The 15,001-nt window shown below is 59.9% G+C and carries 15 protein-coding genes and 2 pseudogenes; 3 read left to right on the top strand and 14 right to left on the bottom strand.

Annotated features, from left to right (window positions below):
• Both AC1D2G_RS21905 and AC1D2G_RS21900 read right to left on the bottom strand, forming a co-directional pair.
• Positions 1 to 488 (bottom strand): annotated as a pseudogene (locus AC1D2G_RS21905) (membrane-anchored protein); the annotation flags it as partial.
• Positions 489 to 699: 211 nt separating this feature from the next.
• Positions 700 to 1,098, bottom strand: coding sequence for a c-type cytochrome (locus AC1D2G_RS21900; protein WP_477304541.1), 399 nt, complete (start codon positions 1,096 to 1,098; stop codon positions 700 to 702).
• 166 nt (positions 1,099 to 1,264) lie between these two features.
• Between AC1D2G_RS21900 and AC1D2G_RS21895 the strand changes: the two genes are divergently transcribed.
• Entirely contained in the window at positions 1,265 to 2,101 is an 837-nt protein-coding gene (locus AC1D2G_RS21895) for a universal stress protein (RefSeq protein ID WP_477304543.1), read from the top strand.
• 137 nt (positions 2,102 to 2,238) lie between these two features.
• Here the strand turns inward: AC1D2G_RS21895 and AC1D2G_RS21890 are convergent, their stop codons facing one another.
• The 10 genes and pseudogenes from AC1D2G_RS21890 to AC1D2G_RS21845 all read right to left on the bottom strand — a co-directional run bounded on the left by AC1D2G_RS21890 (position 2,239) and on the right by AC1D2G_RS21845 (position 12,057).
• Entirely contained in the window at positions 2,239 to 2,796 is a 558-nt protein-coding gene (locus tag AC1D2G_RS21890; protein WP_477304545.1) for a Spy/CpxP family protein refolding chaperone, read from the bottom strand.
• Between the two features lie 442 nt (positions 2,797 to 3,238).
• Positions 3,239 to 3,778 (bottom strand): Hsp20/alpha crystallin family protein, encoded by a 540-nt coding sequence (locus tag AC1D2G_RS21885; RefSeq protein WP_477304547.1) that lies wholly within the window; start codon positions 3,776 to 3,778, stop codon positions 3,239 to 3,241.
• Positions 3,779 to 4,468: 690 nt separating this feature from the next.
• On the bottom strand, positions 4,469 to 4,984 hold the full coding sequence (locus tag AC1D2G_RS21880; protein ID WP_477304549.1) for an N-acetyltransferase family protein: 516 nt from the start codon (positions 4,982 to 4,984) through the stop codon (positions 4,469 to 4,471).
• A gap of 67 nt (positions 4,985 to 5,051) precedes the next feature.
• Complete coding sequence (locus AC1D2G_RS21875) at positions 5,052 to 5,699, bottom strand: helix-turn-helix domain-containing protein (RefSeq protein WP_477304550.1); 648 nt, start codon at positions 5,697 to 5,699, stop codon at positions 5,052 to 5,054.
• A gap of 151 nt (positions 5,700 to 5,850) precedes the next feature.
• Positions 5,851 to 6,732, bottom strand: a complete 882-nt coding sequence (locus AC1D2G_RS21870) for a universal stress protein (protein WP_477304552.1) — start codon at positions 6,730 to 6,732, stop codon at positions 5,851 to 5,853.
• A 57-nt stretch (positions 6,733 to 6,789) separates the two neighbouring features.
• The gene (gene groL, locus AC1D2G_RS21865; protein WP_477304554.1) at positions 6,790 to 8,412 is read right to left on the bottom strand and encodes a chaperonin GroEL; all 1,623 of its coding nucleotides are present in this window, start codon (positions 8,410 to 8,412) and stop codon (positions 6,790 to 6,792) included.
• A gap of 17 nt (positions 8,413 to 8,429) precedes the next feature.
• Positions 8,430 to 9,155, bottom strand: coding sequence for a Rossmann-fold NAD(P)-binding domain-containing protein (locus AC1D2G_RS21860; RefSeq protein WP_477304556.1), 726 nt, complete (start codon positions 9,153 to 9,155; stop codon positions 8,430 to 8,432).
• 17 nt (positions 9,156 to 9,172) lie between these two features.
• Positions 9,173 to 10,377, bottom strand: a pseudogene (locus AC1D2G_RS21855) (arginine deiminase).
• Positions 10,378 to 10,390: 13 nt separating this feature from the next.
• Positions 10,391 to 11,380 carry an amino acid permease gene (locus AC1D2G_RS21850; protein WP_477416564.1) on the bottom strand — a complete coding sequence of 330 codons (990 nt, stop codon included), beginning with the start codon at positions 11,378 to 11,380 and terminating at the stop codon, positions 10,391 to 10,393.
• A gap of 23 nt (positions 11,381 to 11,403) precedes the next feature.
• Complete coding sequence (locus AC1D2G_RS21845) at positions 11,404 to 12,057, bottom strand: amino acid permease (RefSeq protein WP_477304558.1); 654 nt, start codon at positions 12,055 to 12,057, stop codon at positions 11,404 to 11,406.
• Positions 12,058 to 12,181: 124 nt separating this feature from the next.
• Between AC1D2G_RS21845 and AC1D2G_RS21840 the strand changes: the two genes are divergently transcribed.
• Together AC1D2G_RS21840 and AC1D2G_RS21835 are read left to right on the top strand one after the other, a co-directional pair.
• Positions 12,182 to 12,679, top strand: coding sequence for a sulfocyanin-like copper-binding protein (locus tag AC1D2G_RS21840; protein WP_477304560.1), 498 nt, complete (start codon positions 12,182 to 12,184; stop codon positions 12,677 to 12,679).
• Between the two features lie 202 nt (positions 12,680 to 12,881).
• On the top strand, positions 12,882 to 13,865 hold the full coding sequence (locus AC1D2G_RS21835) for a zinc-dependent alcohol dehydrogenase family protein (RefSeq protein WP_477304562.1): 984 nt from the start codon (positions 12,882 to 12,884) through the stop codon (positions 13,863 to 13,865).
• Positions 13,866 to 13,882: 17 nt separating this feature from the next.
• Here the strand turns inward: AC1D2G_RS21835 and AC1D2G_RS21830 are convergent, their stop codons facing one another.
• Both AC1D2G_RS21830 and AC1D2G_RS21825 read right to left on the bottom strand, forming a co-directional pair.
• Positions 13,883 to 14,473 (bottom strand): NAD(P)H-dependent oxidoreductase, encoded by a 591-nt coding sequence (locus AC1D2G_RS21830; RefSeq protein ID WP_477304564.1) that lies wholly within the window; start codon positions 14,471 to 14,473, stop codon positions 13,883 to 13,885.
• Positions 14,474 to 14,505: 32 nt separating this feature from the next.
• Positions 14,506 to 14,892, bottom strand: a complete 387-nt coding sequence (locus AC1D2G_RS21825) for a hypothetical protein (protein ID WP_477416554.1) — start codon at positions 14,890 to 14,892, stop codon at positions 14,506 to 14,508.
• Positions 14,893 to 15,001 lie beyond the last annotated feature (109 nt).

Genomic DNA, 15,001 nt, shown 5'->3' with positions numbered 1-15,001 from the left:
CCGTTCGAAAACTTCCGTGCATTGTCCAACTCGCTGTGGCGCGTGCCCATGACCGCCTCGTGCAGGGCAATGCGCTGGTACGTGCTAACCATCCGGAGCTGGTCGTACCGATAGTTAAATGCCGCGAGGCCATCGCGCAGGCGCTGCTCTCCGAACTGCCAGCGCATCACATACAGGATGCCGGTCTCTTCGCCGTTGAGAACGCGCCGTACGGCCACGGCATTGTCGTTCGTGCCGTCGACTTGGTTGAAATGGAGAAAGGTCGCGTCAGGTTTGGCGATGCCCCATTTCCTCGCCACCGACTGGGAACCGTTGACGGTGAGAACCGAAAAACTCTCGTCGAATCCCTTGGGGAGGTTAGATCCAGGGGCGGAGCCGACGACGAGCACTGGCCCGATGAACCGGGTCGGATGACGCGGGGGCTTGGGGCGGGAAAACCTGTAGACGAGTACTTCCTTGATCGTTCGTCTGATCTTGGAGTAGCTCATCGGAAGTCGTCACCGCTTGCCGAGTGCTTTGGCTTCCCGTTCCATTGTTGCCGTGTTAGCTCTCAGTTCCTTTGCCTGCTGGACTGTAATGCCTGACTTCTGGACTGTAATGCCTGCCTTCTTGGCAAGGTACTCGACCTCGTAGTCCTCACTGCCCGCCACTCGTTTCGTCCGCGCAAATGGGGCATTTGGCGATCTTCGCAGCCTGGGTCTAATGCTGCAGCGTGGCGATGTAACCCGCCAAGTTGTGGATGCGTTCCGTGGTCACCACCTCGCCCCCACTGGGGCCGTAGGTTTTTGCATCGTCCTCAAGGAATTGACGACCCCAGACCGGCATCTCGCGGTCGCCGTGGCTTGGTGTGGCGTAGCGGCCGTCAATGATTGCGAAGACCCTCGAATAGGGAAACGTCCCGCCATTGCGTTCGGAAAGGTGCGTCAGGTCGGCCGGACGCTTGACCAGCAGGTCGCGCAAGGGTCCGTCGCCCTTGCCGTCGATGCCGTGACAGACAGCGCAGGAGTTCAGATATTCTGCCTGGCCGTAACTCATTTCCTGCGCCCTAGACGCTTCCCAGGCCATGGTCGCGAGAATTGCTGCGATCAAAAATCTCATGTGCGCATCCACCGATTGATCGGCTGAGCCTACCGCGCCGACCAGCACATATCTTGATCCCGATCAATTGGGCGTCTGCATGGTCTTTGATTCAGCGCAATGAGCATACCGAACGGTCTTGTTATCGTTGTCATGGAATTTGACACAAGGACCGGGAGCAGCCGCCATGGCTTTCAGGACGATACTTACGGTTACGGGACCGCATATGGGTGACGACGATCTCAAACTCGCTGCCGAGCTTTGCGATGAGATCGGCGCCCATCTTGCTGTTCTTGTAGTTGCCATCGCCGCGCCGCCACCAGTCGGAGAGTATGCAGCAATCGTTTCAGAAGACTGGCTGAAGGAGCGGCAGGCCGATGAGAGGCGTTTGAAGAAGCGGGCCACTGCCGTGTCGGCTTTTCTGGCCAAAAGGGCGCTTTCGGCCGATGTCTCCAACGAATACCCGGAGGTTGGCGGGGCTGACGAAAGAATTGGTCGTCGTGCACGCTATGCCGACATTACGGTGATCGGACCGGAGTTGCTCGCTGGAGAGACGCTGAAGAATAAAGTGATCGAGGGCGTCTTGTTTTCATCCGCAAAGCCGCTGCTGATCGTTCCCCCGGGGACGCGCCCGACACTCAGGCCGAAACGGGTGCTGGTTGCGTGGGATGCTCGTCTAGAGTCATCGCGCGCCGTCCGTGAATCACTCGAAATGTTAATCGGCGCCGACCAAGTGCACCTTGCCATGGTCGACCCGGTGGAGGACGAATACCACCATGGACAGGAACCTGGTGCCGATGCCGCGGCCTATCTCGCCCGGCATGGCGTGAAGGTTACGGTCGACCGACTGCCGAGTTCAAACCATTCCGTCTCTGACGTTCTTCGCCAGCACGCGGTCGATACAGCAGCCGACCTGATGGTGATGGGCGCCTATGGCCATTCGCGATTGCGCGAGCGCATCTTCGGTGGCGTGACCCAGTCGATGCTTGAAGATCAATCGCTGCCTGTCTTTCTGGCGCGATGAAGTCTGACCGGCGTTCCGTGACGGTATTCTTGGATCGCTCGCTAGCGGTCACAAGGCGAAGTACCGTGAACATGCGTTCAGTTCCTTTGCGGTATCCGGCTCGGTCAGCGTACTGCACGGTCAGGTCGCAATGGAGGCTATCTGGACATCATTCCAGGGCCGAAGCCGCCCGAGCGCCCCATACCCATCCCCATCATCGGTAGGACAATCTCGTCAGCCGACTGCTTCTGCTCATCGCTCAGCTTTGCGTATAGTTTCTCGACGGCTGCCCTGACAGTCTTTACCTGTTCTAGACGTGCTTCGAGATGGGTCTGTTGGTAAGCCAGTCGCTCGGGCAAGGGCTTCTTCAGGAATTCACCATCCTGGAATTCCTTGAGCATCCCCTGCATCAGTGCATTGTGCGACTCGGCTGTGCTGCGGATCACACCGGCAAGTTCATCCCAGGAGGGGGTCTGCTCGTCCGTGATCTTCAGTTCCGTCTTGAGGAAAGCGAGGCGTCCGTCGATCCGATCGAACATCTCGTCTGAATCGTAGCCACCCATCGGGCCGCCCATACCCCATTGGCCCATCATCATTCGGCCCATTCCCCAACGATGCCACCAGCCAGAATCGTTGTCTTCAGCTCCGGCCGCGACAGGCATCGCGACAACGCTGAGCATCAGAACTGCGGAGGAAAGACCACGCAAATTGAACATCGATCGTCTCCTTCAGAGCGACTTCCGAACGCTAAAGAAACACCCGGTGGCGTTTGGCGGCCTTGACCTGCATCAACGAGCGCCAGCGAAATCGGTATCGCCGTAGGTGCGGATTGCTCGACAGCATTCGTATAGGGAGGGATCTCCATGCTCAGGGCCGCACGCGCTATCTGCAGCATGCCTTTGGTGGAACCAACGCATGCTGACGGGATTAGACGCGGGCGATTTGGCTGTGACTTGTGGGGAGGCCGCTAGTGGATAAGCGGATCGCTCACTCAATACCGAGCATTTCCGACAACGCCTGGCCTAGGAACAGGATGCGGTCAAGCGAAGGACCCTGCTCGATCCGCTCGAGAAATGAACCTAGGTTGGCAATTTGTCTCGTCTTGGAAGGCCTCAGCGCGCGGAACAAACGCGCCGAGGCGACCAGTCGTCACGCCTGTTACGCAGCTTTTACCGCAATCTTCTTCTCGGCCTTCTGGGCTTCGGCCGTCTTGGGCAACTTGACCGTCAGAACGCCCTTGGCGAAGTTTGCTTCGATCTTGTCGGCGTCGACGCCTTCAGGCAGCTGGAAGGAACGCTGGAAGGAGCCATACCGGCGCTCGGACAGATAGTAGTCTTTTTCCTTGTCCTCTTTCTGCTCGGTCTTCTCGCCCTTGATGGTCAGTGTGCGGTTGGCGAGTCTGATCTCAACGTTCTTTTCGTCGATGCCGGGCAGTTCGGCCGTGATCTCGTACTCCTTGTCCTTCTCGACCAGATCCATGGCCGGCGCGACTGACCAGCCCGCATTGTGCAGGGACGGCAGATCACGACCGAACAGGGAGCGCGTCGAAGGCAGCCGAAAATCGAAGGGATGGAAGTCGTCGAACAGTCGGTCGATTTCGCGACGCAGGCTTTCGAACGGAGTAGTCCAGTTGCCGGCCGGCGCCGGCCCAGTGCTCTTCTCTGTCTTGACAGGTAGTTTGGTGGCAGTTTCGGCCATGGCTCTTCTCCTTGGAGTGAGTTGATTGACAGGTACCGCCGCCTCCACCCTTCCACATTAGGTTTCCCAAGAGGCGCAGAGTTGGAGGTCAGCGGACCCGCTTGCCAGGTGTTGTCACCAAAATGGTCCATTGCTTCGCGAATCCGCGGTCTTGCCGCAGCTCATCGCGCCCACGTCGCCAAATCAGGCTCGGCCGAGCAAGGACAGGATCAGAGCCCTTGCGAGCGGAGGGCACATTGATTGGGATCAATGCCGACACAAAAATGTCCTTCGCCACAGCTCGAACGGAGATGCGCGACCAACGGATCGCATGGACATCGAAACGTCATCTGCCAGCAAGTGTGGGGCACTTCGAAGAGTAAAAGTGCTCGCGCTCAAATTCTACACAGGAGTACCCGAGTGTCGAGAAAGCCATCGGCGAGATGCCTCGCAAGCAACGGCGTCCCACAGAGATAGTCGTACACATCAGCTGCCAGCTAGCGCACGGCAAAGGATATGCGAAGCCGCCGCATTGCTTCCCGCTGGCGTCGACAATGATTTGAACCGGAACGACGAAGAAAGCAGCCCGCGGTCCCGCGTCGACGTCCTTGTCCTCCCCACTGACCAGGAAGCAACGATCTCCAGGGAAATCCTCAACGTTTGAACAAGAGCCCCGATGCGACCTCCATTTGCGCAAGACCGGTTGCTAGTCTAGCGGGGCAGGGGGGCGCCGAGCTTTCGCTGAACTACGACAAGTGTCGGGTCGTCGGGGTCAGCAGTGACACTAAATCCCATGTCGCGCTCGAGTTCGATCGCAGCACGGTTTTCTCGGCTTTCGATAGACTCGATTGTCTCGAGACCGATCCCGTCAGCATACTTTGCGATATAGGCAAGCAGTTCCCAACCGACGCCCATATGTTTGCGATCTGATCGAATGCAGATCGCGACCTCCCCGTGCCGATTGGCCTGGTCGCACGCCAGCGTTGCCACCGCGATCAGCATTTCCTCTGGAGAGAACGCAAGAAAATTGTGAATGCGAGGGTCATCAGACCGCGTCATAGCTACGAGCCGCTCATGAGAAACTTCTTTCACTCCGCCAAGAAAGCGGAAGCGCAGGTCTTCCGGCGTCACATGGGTGAAGAATTTCGCCAGGGCCGGCTCATCCTGGGGGCGTGCGCGGCGTACATCGAAGCGAAACCCTGTATGCGTGGCAAGCGTGCTACCCATCATTATCTCCCAGGTTCGAGGTTGTGTTGCGGCGCGGCTGTCTCGTCTCTTTTCGAGGCACGCGCCCTTACTCGCTCATGATTTGAAGCGCGTCCTGCTTGACGATTTCTATGCTGCGCAGGCTCAGCAGGCGGATAACGCCCTTGTCCTTCAGCCGGGTGAAGACTCGCGACACGGTCTCGATTGTGAGGCCGAGATAGTCGCCGATATCCATGCGCGACATTGGCAGCTCGACCTGCCGCAATCCGCCTTGCCGCTCTGCTATGTCGACTAGGAACGCCGCGACCCGTTCGATGGCATTCTGGCGACCGAGGACAAGGAGGTGTTCCTGGGCCCTGGTCAAGCCTCTGAGGGCCAGGGGCAGCAACTGGCCGGAGACATCCGCCCCGGCACCAAATCGATAGACACGGATGCCGGTTGCGTTGATAGCTTCGGCGAAGAAATGGTGTGTCGTGTCAGCTTCGAAACCGAATGTCTCGCCAACCAAGTGGAAGGCACTTATCTGTCGGCGACCGTCGGCAAGGAGACGATAGGTGCGGACCGCGCCGAACTCGACCTGATAGAGACCTCCGGCCTTTTCGCCCTGCGCATAGATTTCCGAACCGGCCTGGAAGAAGTTGAGTGGCTGCAACGGCACGAAATCAAGAACTATGGGCAAATTTGGCTGGGAGGGTTGTGACGGCAATGAAATCCTTGAGGCGATATGGGTTTGCATGCCTGTTTCCCCGGTTGATCCGTGACAACAGCAATCGCGCGAATCGGGGGCGTGCGAAATTCGGTTATGTCCCTACGGGAAACTACGTAGACATGGGCCCGAACGTCGATGCGGCCAGCCGTTGGCACAGAGCAACGTCATCGTGACCTAGTCAGTTTGAAAACAGCCGATTGACAGTGCCTTGCTTGAGCAGGGAGCGGGTCATGCCGCCGAAAGCCCATTCGCGGATCCGGCTATGACCGTAGCCGCCGGCGACCACAAGTTCTGCATCGATCGCAGCGGCGAGCTCGGCGACGGCTTCGCACGGGTCTGCACCGCCGACGCCTATGACCTCGGATCTTGCTTTGATGCCATGCTTCGCCAAGAACCGAACAACGTCTCCGGTACTTTCGCGGGCGTTTATCTGGTCCGGTTCTTCGATCGTCGCCACCAGTACATGCTGTGCGCTGGCCAAAAAGGGCAGTGCATCGCTGACTGCGCGCCGGGCTTCGCGCGCGTCCTTCCACGCTACAAGAACGTTCTGCGGGTTGAGCGGAGCAAGTTTGTCGGCCGCAAGCAGCACCGGCCGACCCGCCGACAGCACCAAACTGCCAGCATCGACTATGCGGTGGCGGTCGCTGGCGATGCCCCTTGCCGGATTTCCTGTGACGATCAGATCGGCGGCGCGACCATGCGTCGCGAGCAGACGTGTCGGATCTCCGATCTCCTCGCACCAGGACGCTTTGTCTCCGACAATGGACAGGAATTCTTCCCTTAGAATTTTCAGGCGATCCTCGATTTCCGCCCTGCGTTGACGCAATATCTCCGCCGCGGCCATGCTGCCATGGTCACCGGGAACGAACACGTAAGCATCAGCCGAGGCAAAACCGATCAGTGTCGCTTCGAACCTTCGAGCCAATTCGCGGGCATATGTCGTTCGTGGTGCTGCCGGTGAATCGATATCGAGTTGAACCATTATGGTGTTGAAGGTCATTTCTTTGCTCCTGGACTCGTCTTCAGGAATGCGGTGAAGCCAGTTTTTGTTCTGATGCATGGCCAAGACCCTAAGCAAAGCTGTGCCCGGGCACGATCGGCCTCGCTGTCGTCGTGCCTACATCGTCATCTCGGGCTCCAGCGCCCGTTCCTTTGCCAGTTCTGGAATTTCGGTCATGGTCGCCTCGGTCAACAGCAGAACACTGGCGACCGACACGGCGTTTTCAAGCGCGATGCGCACCACTTTGGTCGGGTCGATAATGCCGGCCTCGACGAGGTCGACGTATTCTTTGCGTCCAGCATCGAATCCGAAATTGCCGGTGCCTTCAACCATCTTGGCAATCACAACCCCGCCGTCGACAGCTGAATTCTCGGCGATCTGCCTGACCGGTGCTTCGAGAGCTCGCTTGAGGATCTGTACGCCGGTCCGCTCGTCGCCTTCGCAATGCCGTTCCTCGTCAGCCACGGTCGTGATGCACCGCAATAGGGCAAGGCCGCCGCCTGGCACAATACCTTCGGCGACTGCGGCTTTGGTGGCGCTGATAGCGTCGTCGAGGGCTTCCTTCTTTGACTTCATCTCGGCTTCGGTCGGCGCGCCGACCTTGATGACGGCGACACCGCCCGCAAGCTTGGCCAGCCGCTCCTGCAGCTTTTCGCGATCGTAGTCGCTGGTCGTGTTCTCGATCTCGCGCCGGATCTGTTCAACACGACCCTTGATTGCTTTGCCGTCCCCGCCACCGCCGATGATCGTCGTGGTGTCCTTGTCGATGACTATCCGCTTTGCACGCCCCAGCTGCTCCATCGCGACATTTTCGAGTTTGAGCCCGAGATCGTCGGAAATGATCTGTCCGCCGCTCAGGATGGCGATGTCCTGCAGCATGGCTTTGCGGCGATCGCCGAAGCCCGGCGCCTTGACGGCACAATTCTTGAAGGTGCCCCGGATCTGATTGACGATCAGGGTTGCAAGCGCTTCGCCCTCGACCTCTTCGGCAATTACAAGCAGGGGCGACCCCGACTTGGCCACGGCTTCCAGCAGCTTAATGAGGTCGTTGAGCGAAGCGATCTTCTTTTCGACGATGAGGACGACCGCGTCCTCCAAGACTGCCTCCATCTTCTCGGGATCGGTCACGAAATACGGTGACAGGAATCCGCGATCGAACTGCATGCCTTCGACGACGTCCAGAACGGTTTCAGTGGTCTTCGACTCTTCGACAGTGATGACTCCTTCGCCGCCGACCTTTTCCATCGCCTCGCCGACCAACTGACCGATGAGCGGGTCGTTGTGCGCTGAGATCGTTGCCACTTGTTCCTTCTCTCGCCTGGTCGAGACCGGTCGAGATATCTGCTTGAGTGTATCGATCGCGCGTTTGGTGGCGCGATCAAGGCCCCGCTTGATGTCGATCGCGCTGGCGCCGGCGACGACGTTGCGAACGCCGTCGGCAAACATTGCGTGAGCGAGGATGGTGGACGTGCTGGTGCCGTCGCCGACCATTTCACCGGTCTTCTCGGCTGCCTGTCTCAGCATCCTGGCGCCGAGATTTTCTTCCGGGTCCTTCAGGTCGAATTCCTTGGCAATCGTCACCCCGTCATTGCAAACGATCGGGGCACTCCATTTCTTTTCGATCAGTACAGACTTCGAGCGCGGCCCAAGCGTTACTCGTACGGCATCGGCGAGTTGGGTCGCGCCGCGAAGGATCTTTTCGCGCGCGACTGAACGGAACAATATCTGTTTGTGAGCCATGACCGCCTCCGAACCTGTTAGCCAGTTTCAACTAAACAGGCATCCCGTCGGTTGGCCTTGATACGCATCAAACGCGATCGCGGACCATGTTCACGAGGATCAATGAGGGCGGCCACCGCTGCGTTGCGCCAGGTCCCGAACATGGGCGCAGAATTCCTCATCCGGCCAGAGCTCTTTTGGCGACGCGATGCGCATGTCGATGCCGACCTTGGCGGCTCCGAGTGCAAGCGACAGCGCGACATTATCCGTCCCTCACCGACGAAAGTGACGGTCATGTCCGACAGATGCTTGTGCGTGAATTCACGCATGGTCATCAAATCGGCGAGGATCTGCGTCGGATGCGCCTCGTCGGTGAGACCGTTGTAGGCCGGCACGCCAGCATGCGCGGCAAGCAGTTCGGCCTGATGTTGGCCAAAGCCGCGATACTCGATCGCGTCATACATGCGGCCGAGCACGCGCGCTGTATCCTTCATGGATTCCTTGTGGCCGATATGGCTGCCCGTGGGCCCGAAATAGGTGACGTGAGCGCCCTGGTCGTAGGCCGCGACTTCGAACCCCGTCCGTGTGCGCGTCGAATCCTTCTCGAAGATCAGAGCGATGTTTTTCCTGACGAGACGCGGGATCTCGTGCCCGGCGAGCTTGGCCGCCTTGAGGTCAGCGGCCAGCTTGAGAAGAAAGCGGATTTCGTCGGCCGTGAGATCGTCCAGGGTCAAGACGGAGCGGCCATGAAGGTTGATCGACATGTGGATTTCCTCTCTGGTCAAGTCGCGTCGCGGACAATCGGACAGGTCATGCAGTGGCCGCCGCCGCGGCCGCGACTGAGTTCGGCGCCCTCGACAGTGATCACTTCAATTCCGGCTCGACGCAGGTGTAGACGTTGCGGTCGTATCCGATGACCACTCCGGGCTCGACCGCAACGACATTGTTGCCATCATCCCATTGCTCGCGCTCGGCCTCGTAACGGTCGCCACCTGTGGCGATGATGCGCAGCGACTTCAGACCAAGGGCTTCAGCAACCACTGCGGTGAACGGTTTGGTCTCAGCGGTGACCTCGACCGCCGCTTCTCCATCGCCCGGCCGCAGCGAGAAGGTGCGCAACCGCTCAACGACGGGCGGATACATGGTGACCAGGTCGCGATCACAGAAGGTGAAGACGGTGTCGAGATGCATGAAACTGCGATCGCGTGGCATCAAGGCGGCAATCACGCGCGTCCCCTCGCCAGCCGCGAAGAGGCTGCGCGCCAAGTCGCCCACGGCTTGCGGCGTGGTGCGCTCTCCCATGCCGACGAGAACCGTACCGCCCCCGATCGGCATGACATCTCCGCCTTCAAGGCTGGTCCCTGTTCCCAAGTCTGGCGACACGAAAGGAGCCCCACTTTCGCGAAAGTGGGGATGGAAGCGGTACACGGCTTCGACATTGGCCGCTTCCGGGCGCCTGGCGGGCCAGTACATGGAATTGACCGAGACCGAACCGTAAATCCAGCAGGAGCTGTCACGGGTGAAGAGCTGGTTCGGCAGCGGCGGCAGCACGAAGTCCTGGGGGAGGAGCGTCCTTCCAGTCAGGCCTTTGGGTTCAAAAGGAAGCTCCGCCCGGGCGATGCCGCCGACAAGGTAAGATGCCAGCTGCCCTGACGGCATCTCGTTGAGCCATCCCCGCATCTCGCCGACCATATCCAGCCCAACGACGCCGGGATGGACCCGGCGGTCGAGGAGCCAGTCGCGGGCCTTGGCCAGGCTCATTGTCTCCGCGAGGAGTTCCCCGAAGGAATGCACCAGAACGCCGCGTTCGCGCAACGCATCCACGAAGACGTCATGCTCCTGGCGGGCCCGCTTGACCCACAGGACGTCGTCGAAAAGCAGCGCCTTGCAGTTCTCCGGTGTTAGCCTGCGCAGGCTGAGGTCAGGACGATGGACCATCACCTCGCGCAGACGGCCGACTTCGGAGTGGACACCCAGGTTCGTCATCGAACGAATCCTTTCACAGCGGGCTGATGGCGCCGGTCCACATCTCGTAAACGGCGAGGATGGCGACAGCGATCAGGGTTCCGGCGAGCGCCGCTTCGGCAGGATGGAACACGCGCTGATTGGTTTCACGGCGCGCCCAGATGTAGAAGATGATGCCTGGCGCGTAGAGGATCGCGCACATGAAGAGGTAGGCCGGCCCTGCCGCGTAGACGAGCCACAGCCCGTATACCGTTGCCAGCAACCCGGCGAAAAGCGGTCCGATGCGCTGTTCGCCACTCTCGTAGCTCTCTCCGGTCAGCGCGAGCTTGGCCGCATAAGCTCCAGAGAAGATGTAAGGAACCAGGATTGCGGCCGACGCGATGTAGAACAGCGCCTGATAGGTGCTTTGCGCGAAAAGCGTGATTACCAGGAAAGCCTGGACGAGCAGGTTGGTGATAAGAAGCGAAGTCGACGGCACGCCGCGCCCGCTCTCCGAGCCGAAGAATTTCGGCATCGTCCCGTCCTTGCCGGCGACGTGCGGAATTTCGGCTGCAAGCAGCGTCCAGCTCAGGAAGGCGCCGATCACCGACACGACAAGCGCGATGTTGATTAGGACAGCCCCCCAGGGACCGACGACCGCCTCCAGCACGCCCGCCATGGACGGGTTCTTCAGCGCGGCGAGGTCAGGTTGGCTGAGGATGCCGAGCGACAGCAGCGACACCAGGGCGTAGAGGGCGAGACAAGTGAAGAAGCCGAGGACTGTCGCCATGGCGATGTCTTTTCGGCGCTCAGCCCGGCCGGAGAATACGCTAGCGCCTTCGATGCCGATGAAGACCCACAGGGTCACCAGCATCGTGCTCTTCACCTGGGCGGTGATCGAGCCGAGACCGGCGTTGCCGAAACCGGTGAAGTCGAGAGACCAGACTTGCAGTTTGAAGGCGACGGCAACAACCCCAACGAACAGGACGATTGGAGCGATCTTCGCCACCGTGACGATGAGGTTCACGACGGCGGCCTGCCGGATGCCGGCGAGAACCAGGGCATGGATCAGCCACAGCAGGATCGATGCGCCGAGCCAGCCTGCCAGGTATTTCCGTCACCGAAGGCCGGGAAGAAATAGGACAGGGCGCTAAAGACGATCACCGCGTAGGAGACGTTGCCGACCCAGGCGCTGATCCAGTAGCCCCAGGCGCTGTTGAAGCCGATGAAGGGGCCGAAGCCCGCGCTGGCATAAGCGTAGGGCCCGGCGTCGAGCTCGGGCTTGCGGGTTGCAAGCGATTGATAGACGAACACCAGCGCCAGCATGCCGACGGCGGTGATCGCCCAGCCAATCATGACGGCAAGAGGACCGGCCCCGGCGGCCATGTTCTGCGGCAGGCTGAACACGCCAGAACCGACCATCGACCCAATGACCAATGCGGTCAGAGAACCGAGTCGAAGCTTCGGCGACGCCGACGTCGCGACTCCAGGGATAGGGATGTTGATTCCGGCAGTAGTCATGATGCTCTCCCAAATTTGAAGGCTCTGATGGGAGGCATTAAACAGGAAGACAAGGCTGGCAGCTTTGATACGGGTCAATAGCCGTTGGCTGAACAGCAAAGGCAGCCTTAGGGTGCCAAGCCAGTTTTCCCGATCGCCGTGCCTTGGGTAGATTTCGGTCCGACATTGCCAATTCAACCTGACAACCGCCGACATTTGCATCGGCGGCGCCGATCATGCTTGCGCCGGTCAGTTTGATCTGGCGCAAGGACGGCGGGTGATGCCAAGAGCAGGATGACGGTCGGGATGTAGAGCGCTTCCGCTGCCGTCCTGAAAGAGGATCACCATGAAAACAATATCGAGGAGTGCAGCGCTCGGGCTTGCTGCCGCAATGCTCGTGGCCGGCAGTGCGGGCGCCGTCCAGGCTGCGGCGCTTGTCCAGATTTCGCTGTGGGACAAAGGCGCGAGCATGGAGATGCCTATGGGTCTCGCCTATGCGGTGCCGGGCCTCGATCTCGCAAAGGCGACTATGGGCATCACGGCTTCGCCAGGTGCTGTGAAGGCCGGGGAGGTCACATTCAATGTGAAAAATGACTCCAAGGACACCGTCCACGAAATGATCGTGATGTACCTTGCGGATCCCGGCAAGCCGCTTCCCTACCTTGAGGCCGAGAACCGGGTCGACGAAGACAAAGCTGGCGACAAGGGCGAGGTCTCGGAGCTCGATCCCGGCAAATCAGGCGCATTGACCGTCGAACTGAAGGCTGGAAAATACCTGCTTATCTGCAACGTACCAGGTCACTATGGAGCCGGTATGTGGGCCGAGTTCACCGTCGATCCATAGGCCTTGGGCCACCTGGCAACCCTTTGGCCTGCGACTGTCGCAGTTTTTGAAAGCTCGCCGGGATCGCTGGTCTTGTCGGTTTGGCCGCCGCACGACGGCAAGGTTACGACCGAAGGCAAAGTCAACGGCTGGGCCGAACGCTGGCTCGACCAAACAGACTGGGCGGTCTCGGCGTTGTTTTCCGCGGCGTATGGAGCGCGTCATGAGAGCAATGATGCTTGAAAGCGTCGGCACCCCTTTGAAACTGGTCGACAGGCCCGATCCGATACCTGGGGTGGGCGAGATCGGGCTTAAGGTCGAGGCATGCGCGGTCTGCCGGACCGATCTGCATGTGGCGGATGGGGATCTGCTTCATCCAAAGCTGCCGCTCATCCCGGGTCATGAAATCGTCGGCATCATCGATTCTGTTGGCAAGGGCGTCGCGCGTTCCAGGATCGGGCGCAGAGTGGGCGTGCCTTGGCTCGGGCACACTTGTGGGCGTTGTTCCTACTGCGTCGCAGGGAGTGAAAATCTTTGCGATCAGCCAGATTTCACGGGCTATACGCGCGACGGCGGCTTCGCCAGCCGTGCCATTGCAGACACCCAATTCGCCTTCGATCTGGACCCAGATGCCGACCCCGTATCGCTGGCGCCGCTGCTTTGCGCGGGCCTGATCGGCTGGCGATGCCTGAGGAAAACCGGTGATAGCAAGCGGCTCGGGATTTACGGCTTCGGCGCCGCCGCGCATATCGTCGCCCAGATCGCGATCTGGCAAGGTCGAGAGGTTTTCGCTGTCACCCGGCCGGGCGACAAAGAAGCACAGGAATTTGCGCGCTCGCTCGGAGCAGCTTGGGCAGGCGGTTCGGATGAATCTCCGCCCAAGCAGCTCGATGCCGCGATCATCTTCGCTCCTGTCGGTGACTTGGTGCCGATCGCGTTTCGTGCTGTCCGCAAGGGTGGCCGGGTGGTTTGCGGCGGCATTCACATGAGTGACATTCCAGCGATGGCATACGCATTACTCTGGGAAGAGCGTGAACTTGTATCGGTGGCAAACCTGACGCGCCGCGACGCGGAAGAGTTCTTTCCCATTGCAAAGCGCGCGCAGGTTCGCACGCATACCAAGGTCTATCCGCTGGAACAGGCCAATCAGGCGCTGGACGATCTGAGGGAAGGGAGGTTGACCGGCGCCGCCGTGCTGGTGCCGTGATTAACATTCAACGAGCGTTATCTTGCCCGTTCACCCAGTCCGTGCAGTTGCCGGATCCACTTCGCGCGGGTCGCATCGCTGGTGCCCGCGACCATGCCGAACAAGGTCTCGCGTACCGGACTGATGCCTACAAAATGCAGGATGCTTCGCCGTATGGCGGCGATACCGTGACCGAGGAACCATAGTCGGTAAAGAACGGAAGGCATTCCCATCGTCACCACGAGGCGCGCGGAGCGTCCGCGAAGCAGTGCCTTGGTGAAGCCGCCACCTTTGTCCGGGTAGGCAAAGGCCGTTCCTGGCCGCATGACCTGTTCGAGAAATGCCTTGAGCAGAGCCGGCATGGTTCCGAGCCACAGCGGAAAGACAAAGACGATGTGCTCAGCCCAGACGATCGCTTCGACTGCGTCCTTCAGTTCGTCGGGAACCGCATCATGTTCGAACGCCTGCATCGTCCGCAGCATTGGGAAATCAAGCGTTGCCAGATCGATCCGGCGAACGGCATGCCCCGCCTTTTCCGCGCCCTCGCCATAGGCCTTGGCGAGACCGCGGCAGAGTCGGTCCGGGGACGGGTCGGGATGGCCGACCACAATCAGGATGCGTCGCGACATGGTCTACTCCCAGGGAGCTTGGCCCCGAGGCGTCAAGGCCGTTCTACCCGCGCCACCTGGTAAGTGTGCATGGCGCCGCTGCGTTGGATCGACACATATTCACCGGTCACGAAGCGTTCGTCGCCAAGATGGAAGCCGATCTCGTCGTCGCGATCGCCTTCGGCATAGTCGAAATACCACTGTCCTCCGGGCTTGCGCCTCAGCCGGCCGATCACGTCTTCCTCGCCGGTTCGAAACCTGCGAACACTGCAGGAGGCCCTGTGCAACTTCCATTCGTCGGCATCGATTCGGCCTTCGTCGGTCAACGGAGCCAGCACGTCATAGCCCTCTTGGCGGTCACCTTCCAGATGGCCCTTTTCACGGGCAAGCAAGAGCCGGATATGCCGGAATTTCTCGGTAAGGTCATTCAGCTTGGTCATGGCAAACTCCTTTGACCGAGTTTCATAAAGCGGCGACAGCACTTGACTTTGATCCGCGTCAAAGAAGGGTGAGAGGCTCGTTTCTCGTAGACGCTCGGCAGCGCTGTAG

This window comes from Mesorhizobium sp. P2_C7 (assembly GCF_056404515.1).
The sequence above is the reverse complement of the archived record's forward strand: the minus strand, read 5'-3'. Positions and strand labels throughout refer to the sequence as shown.

Bases quoted from the DNA above. Each gene is read 5' to 3' on its own strand.
- AC1D2G_RS21900 (WP_477304541.1), bottom strand. From the start codon at position 1,098: ATGAGATTTTTGATCGCAGCAATTCTCGCGACCATGGCCTGGGAAGCG.
- AC1D2G_RS21870 (WP_477304552.1), bottom strand. From the start codon at position 6,732: ATGCATCAGAACAAAAACTGGCTTCACCGCATTCCTGAAGACGAGTCC.
- AC1D2G_RS21825 (WP_477416554.1), bottom strand. From the start codon at position 14,892: ATGACCAAGCTGAATGACCTTACCGAGAAATTCCGGCATATCCGGCTC.
- AC1D2G_RS21875 (WP_477304550.1), bottom strand. From the start codon at position 5,699: ATGCAAACCCATATCGCCTCAAGGATTTCATTGCCGTCACAACCCTCC.
- AC1D2G_RS21845 (WP_477304558.1), bottom strand. From the start codon at position 12,057: ATGCAAATGTCGGCGGTTGTCAGGTTGAATTGGCAATGTCGGACCGAA.
- AC1D2G_RS21895 (WP_477304543.1), top strand. From the start codon at position 1,265: ATGGCTTTCAGGACGATACTTACGGTTACGGGACCGCATATGGGTGAC.
- AC1D2G_RS21885 (WP_477304547.1), bottom strand. From the start codon at position 3,778: ATGGCCGAAACTGCCACCAAACTACCTGTCAAGACAGAGAAGAGCACT.
- AC1D2G_RS21880 (WP_477304549.1), bottom strand. From the start codon at position 4,984: ATGGGTAGCACGCTTGCCACGCATACAGGGTTTCGCTTCGATGTACGC.
- AC1D2G_RS21840 (WP_477304560.1), top strand. From the start codon at position 12,182: ATGAAAACAATATCGAGGAGTGCAGCGCTCGGGCTTGCTGCCGCAATG.
- AC1D2G_RS21890 (WP_477304545.1), bottom strand. From the start codon at position 2,796: ATGTTCAATTTGCGTGGTCTTTCCTCCGCAGTTCTGATGCTCAGCGTT.
- groL (WP_477304554.1), bottom strand. From the start codon at position 8,412: ATGGCTCACAAACAGATATTGTTCCGTTCAGTCGCGCGCGAAAAGATC.
- AC1D2G_RS21835 (WP_477304562.1), top strand. From the start codon at position 12,882: ATGAGAGCAATGATGCTTGAAAGCGTCGGCACCCCTTTGAAACTGGTC.
- AC1D2G_RS21830 (WP_477304564.1), bottom strand. From the start codon at position 14,473: ATGTCGCGACGCATCCTGATTGTGGTCGGCCATCCCGACCCGTCCCCG.
- AC1D2G_RS21860 (WP_477304556.1), bottom strand. From the start codon at position 9,155: ATGTCGATCAACCTTCATGGCCGCTCCGTCTTGACCCTGGACGATCTC.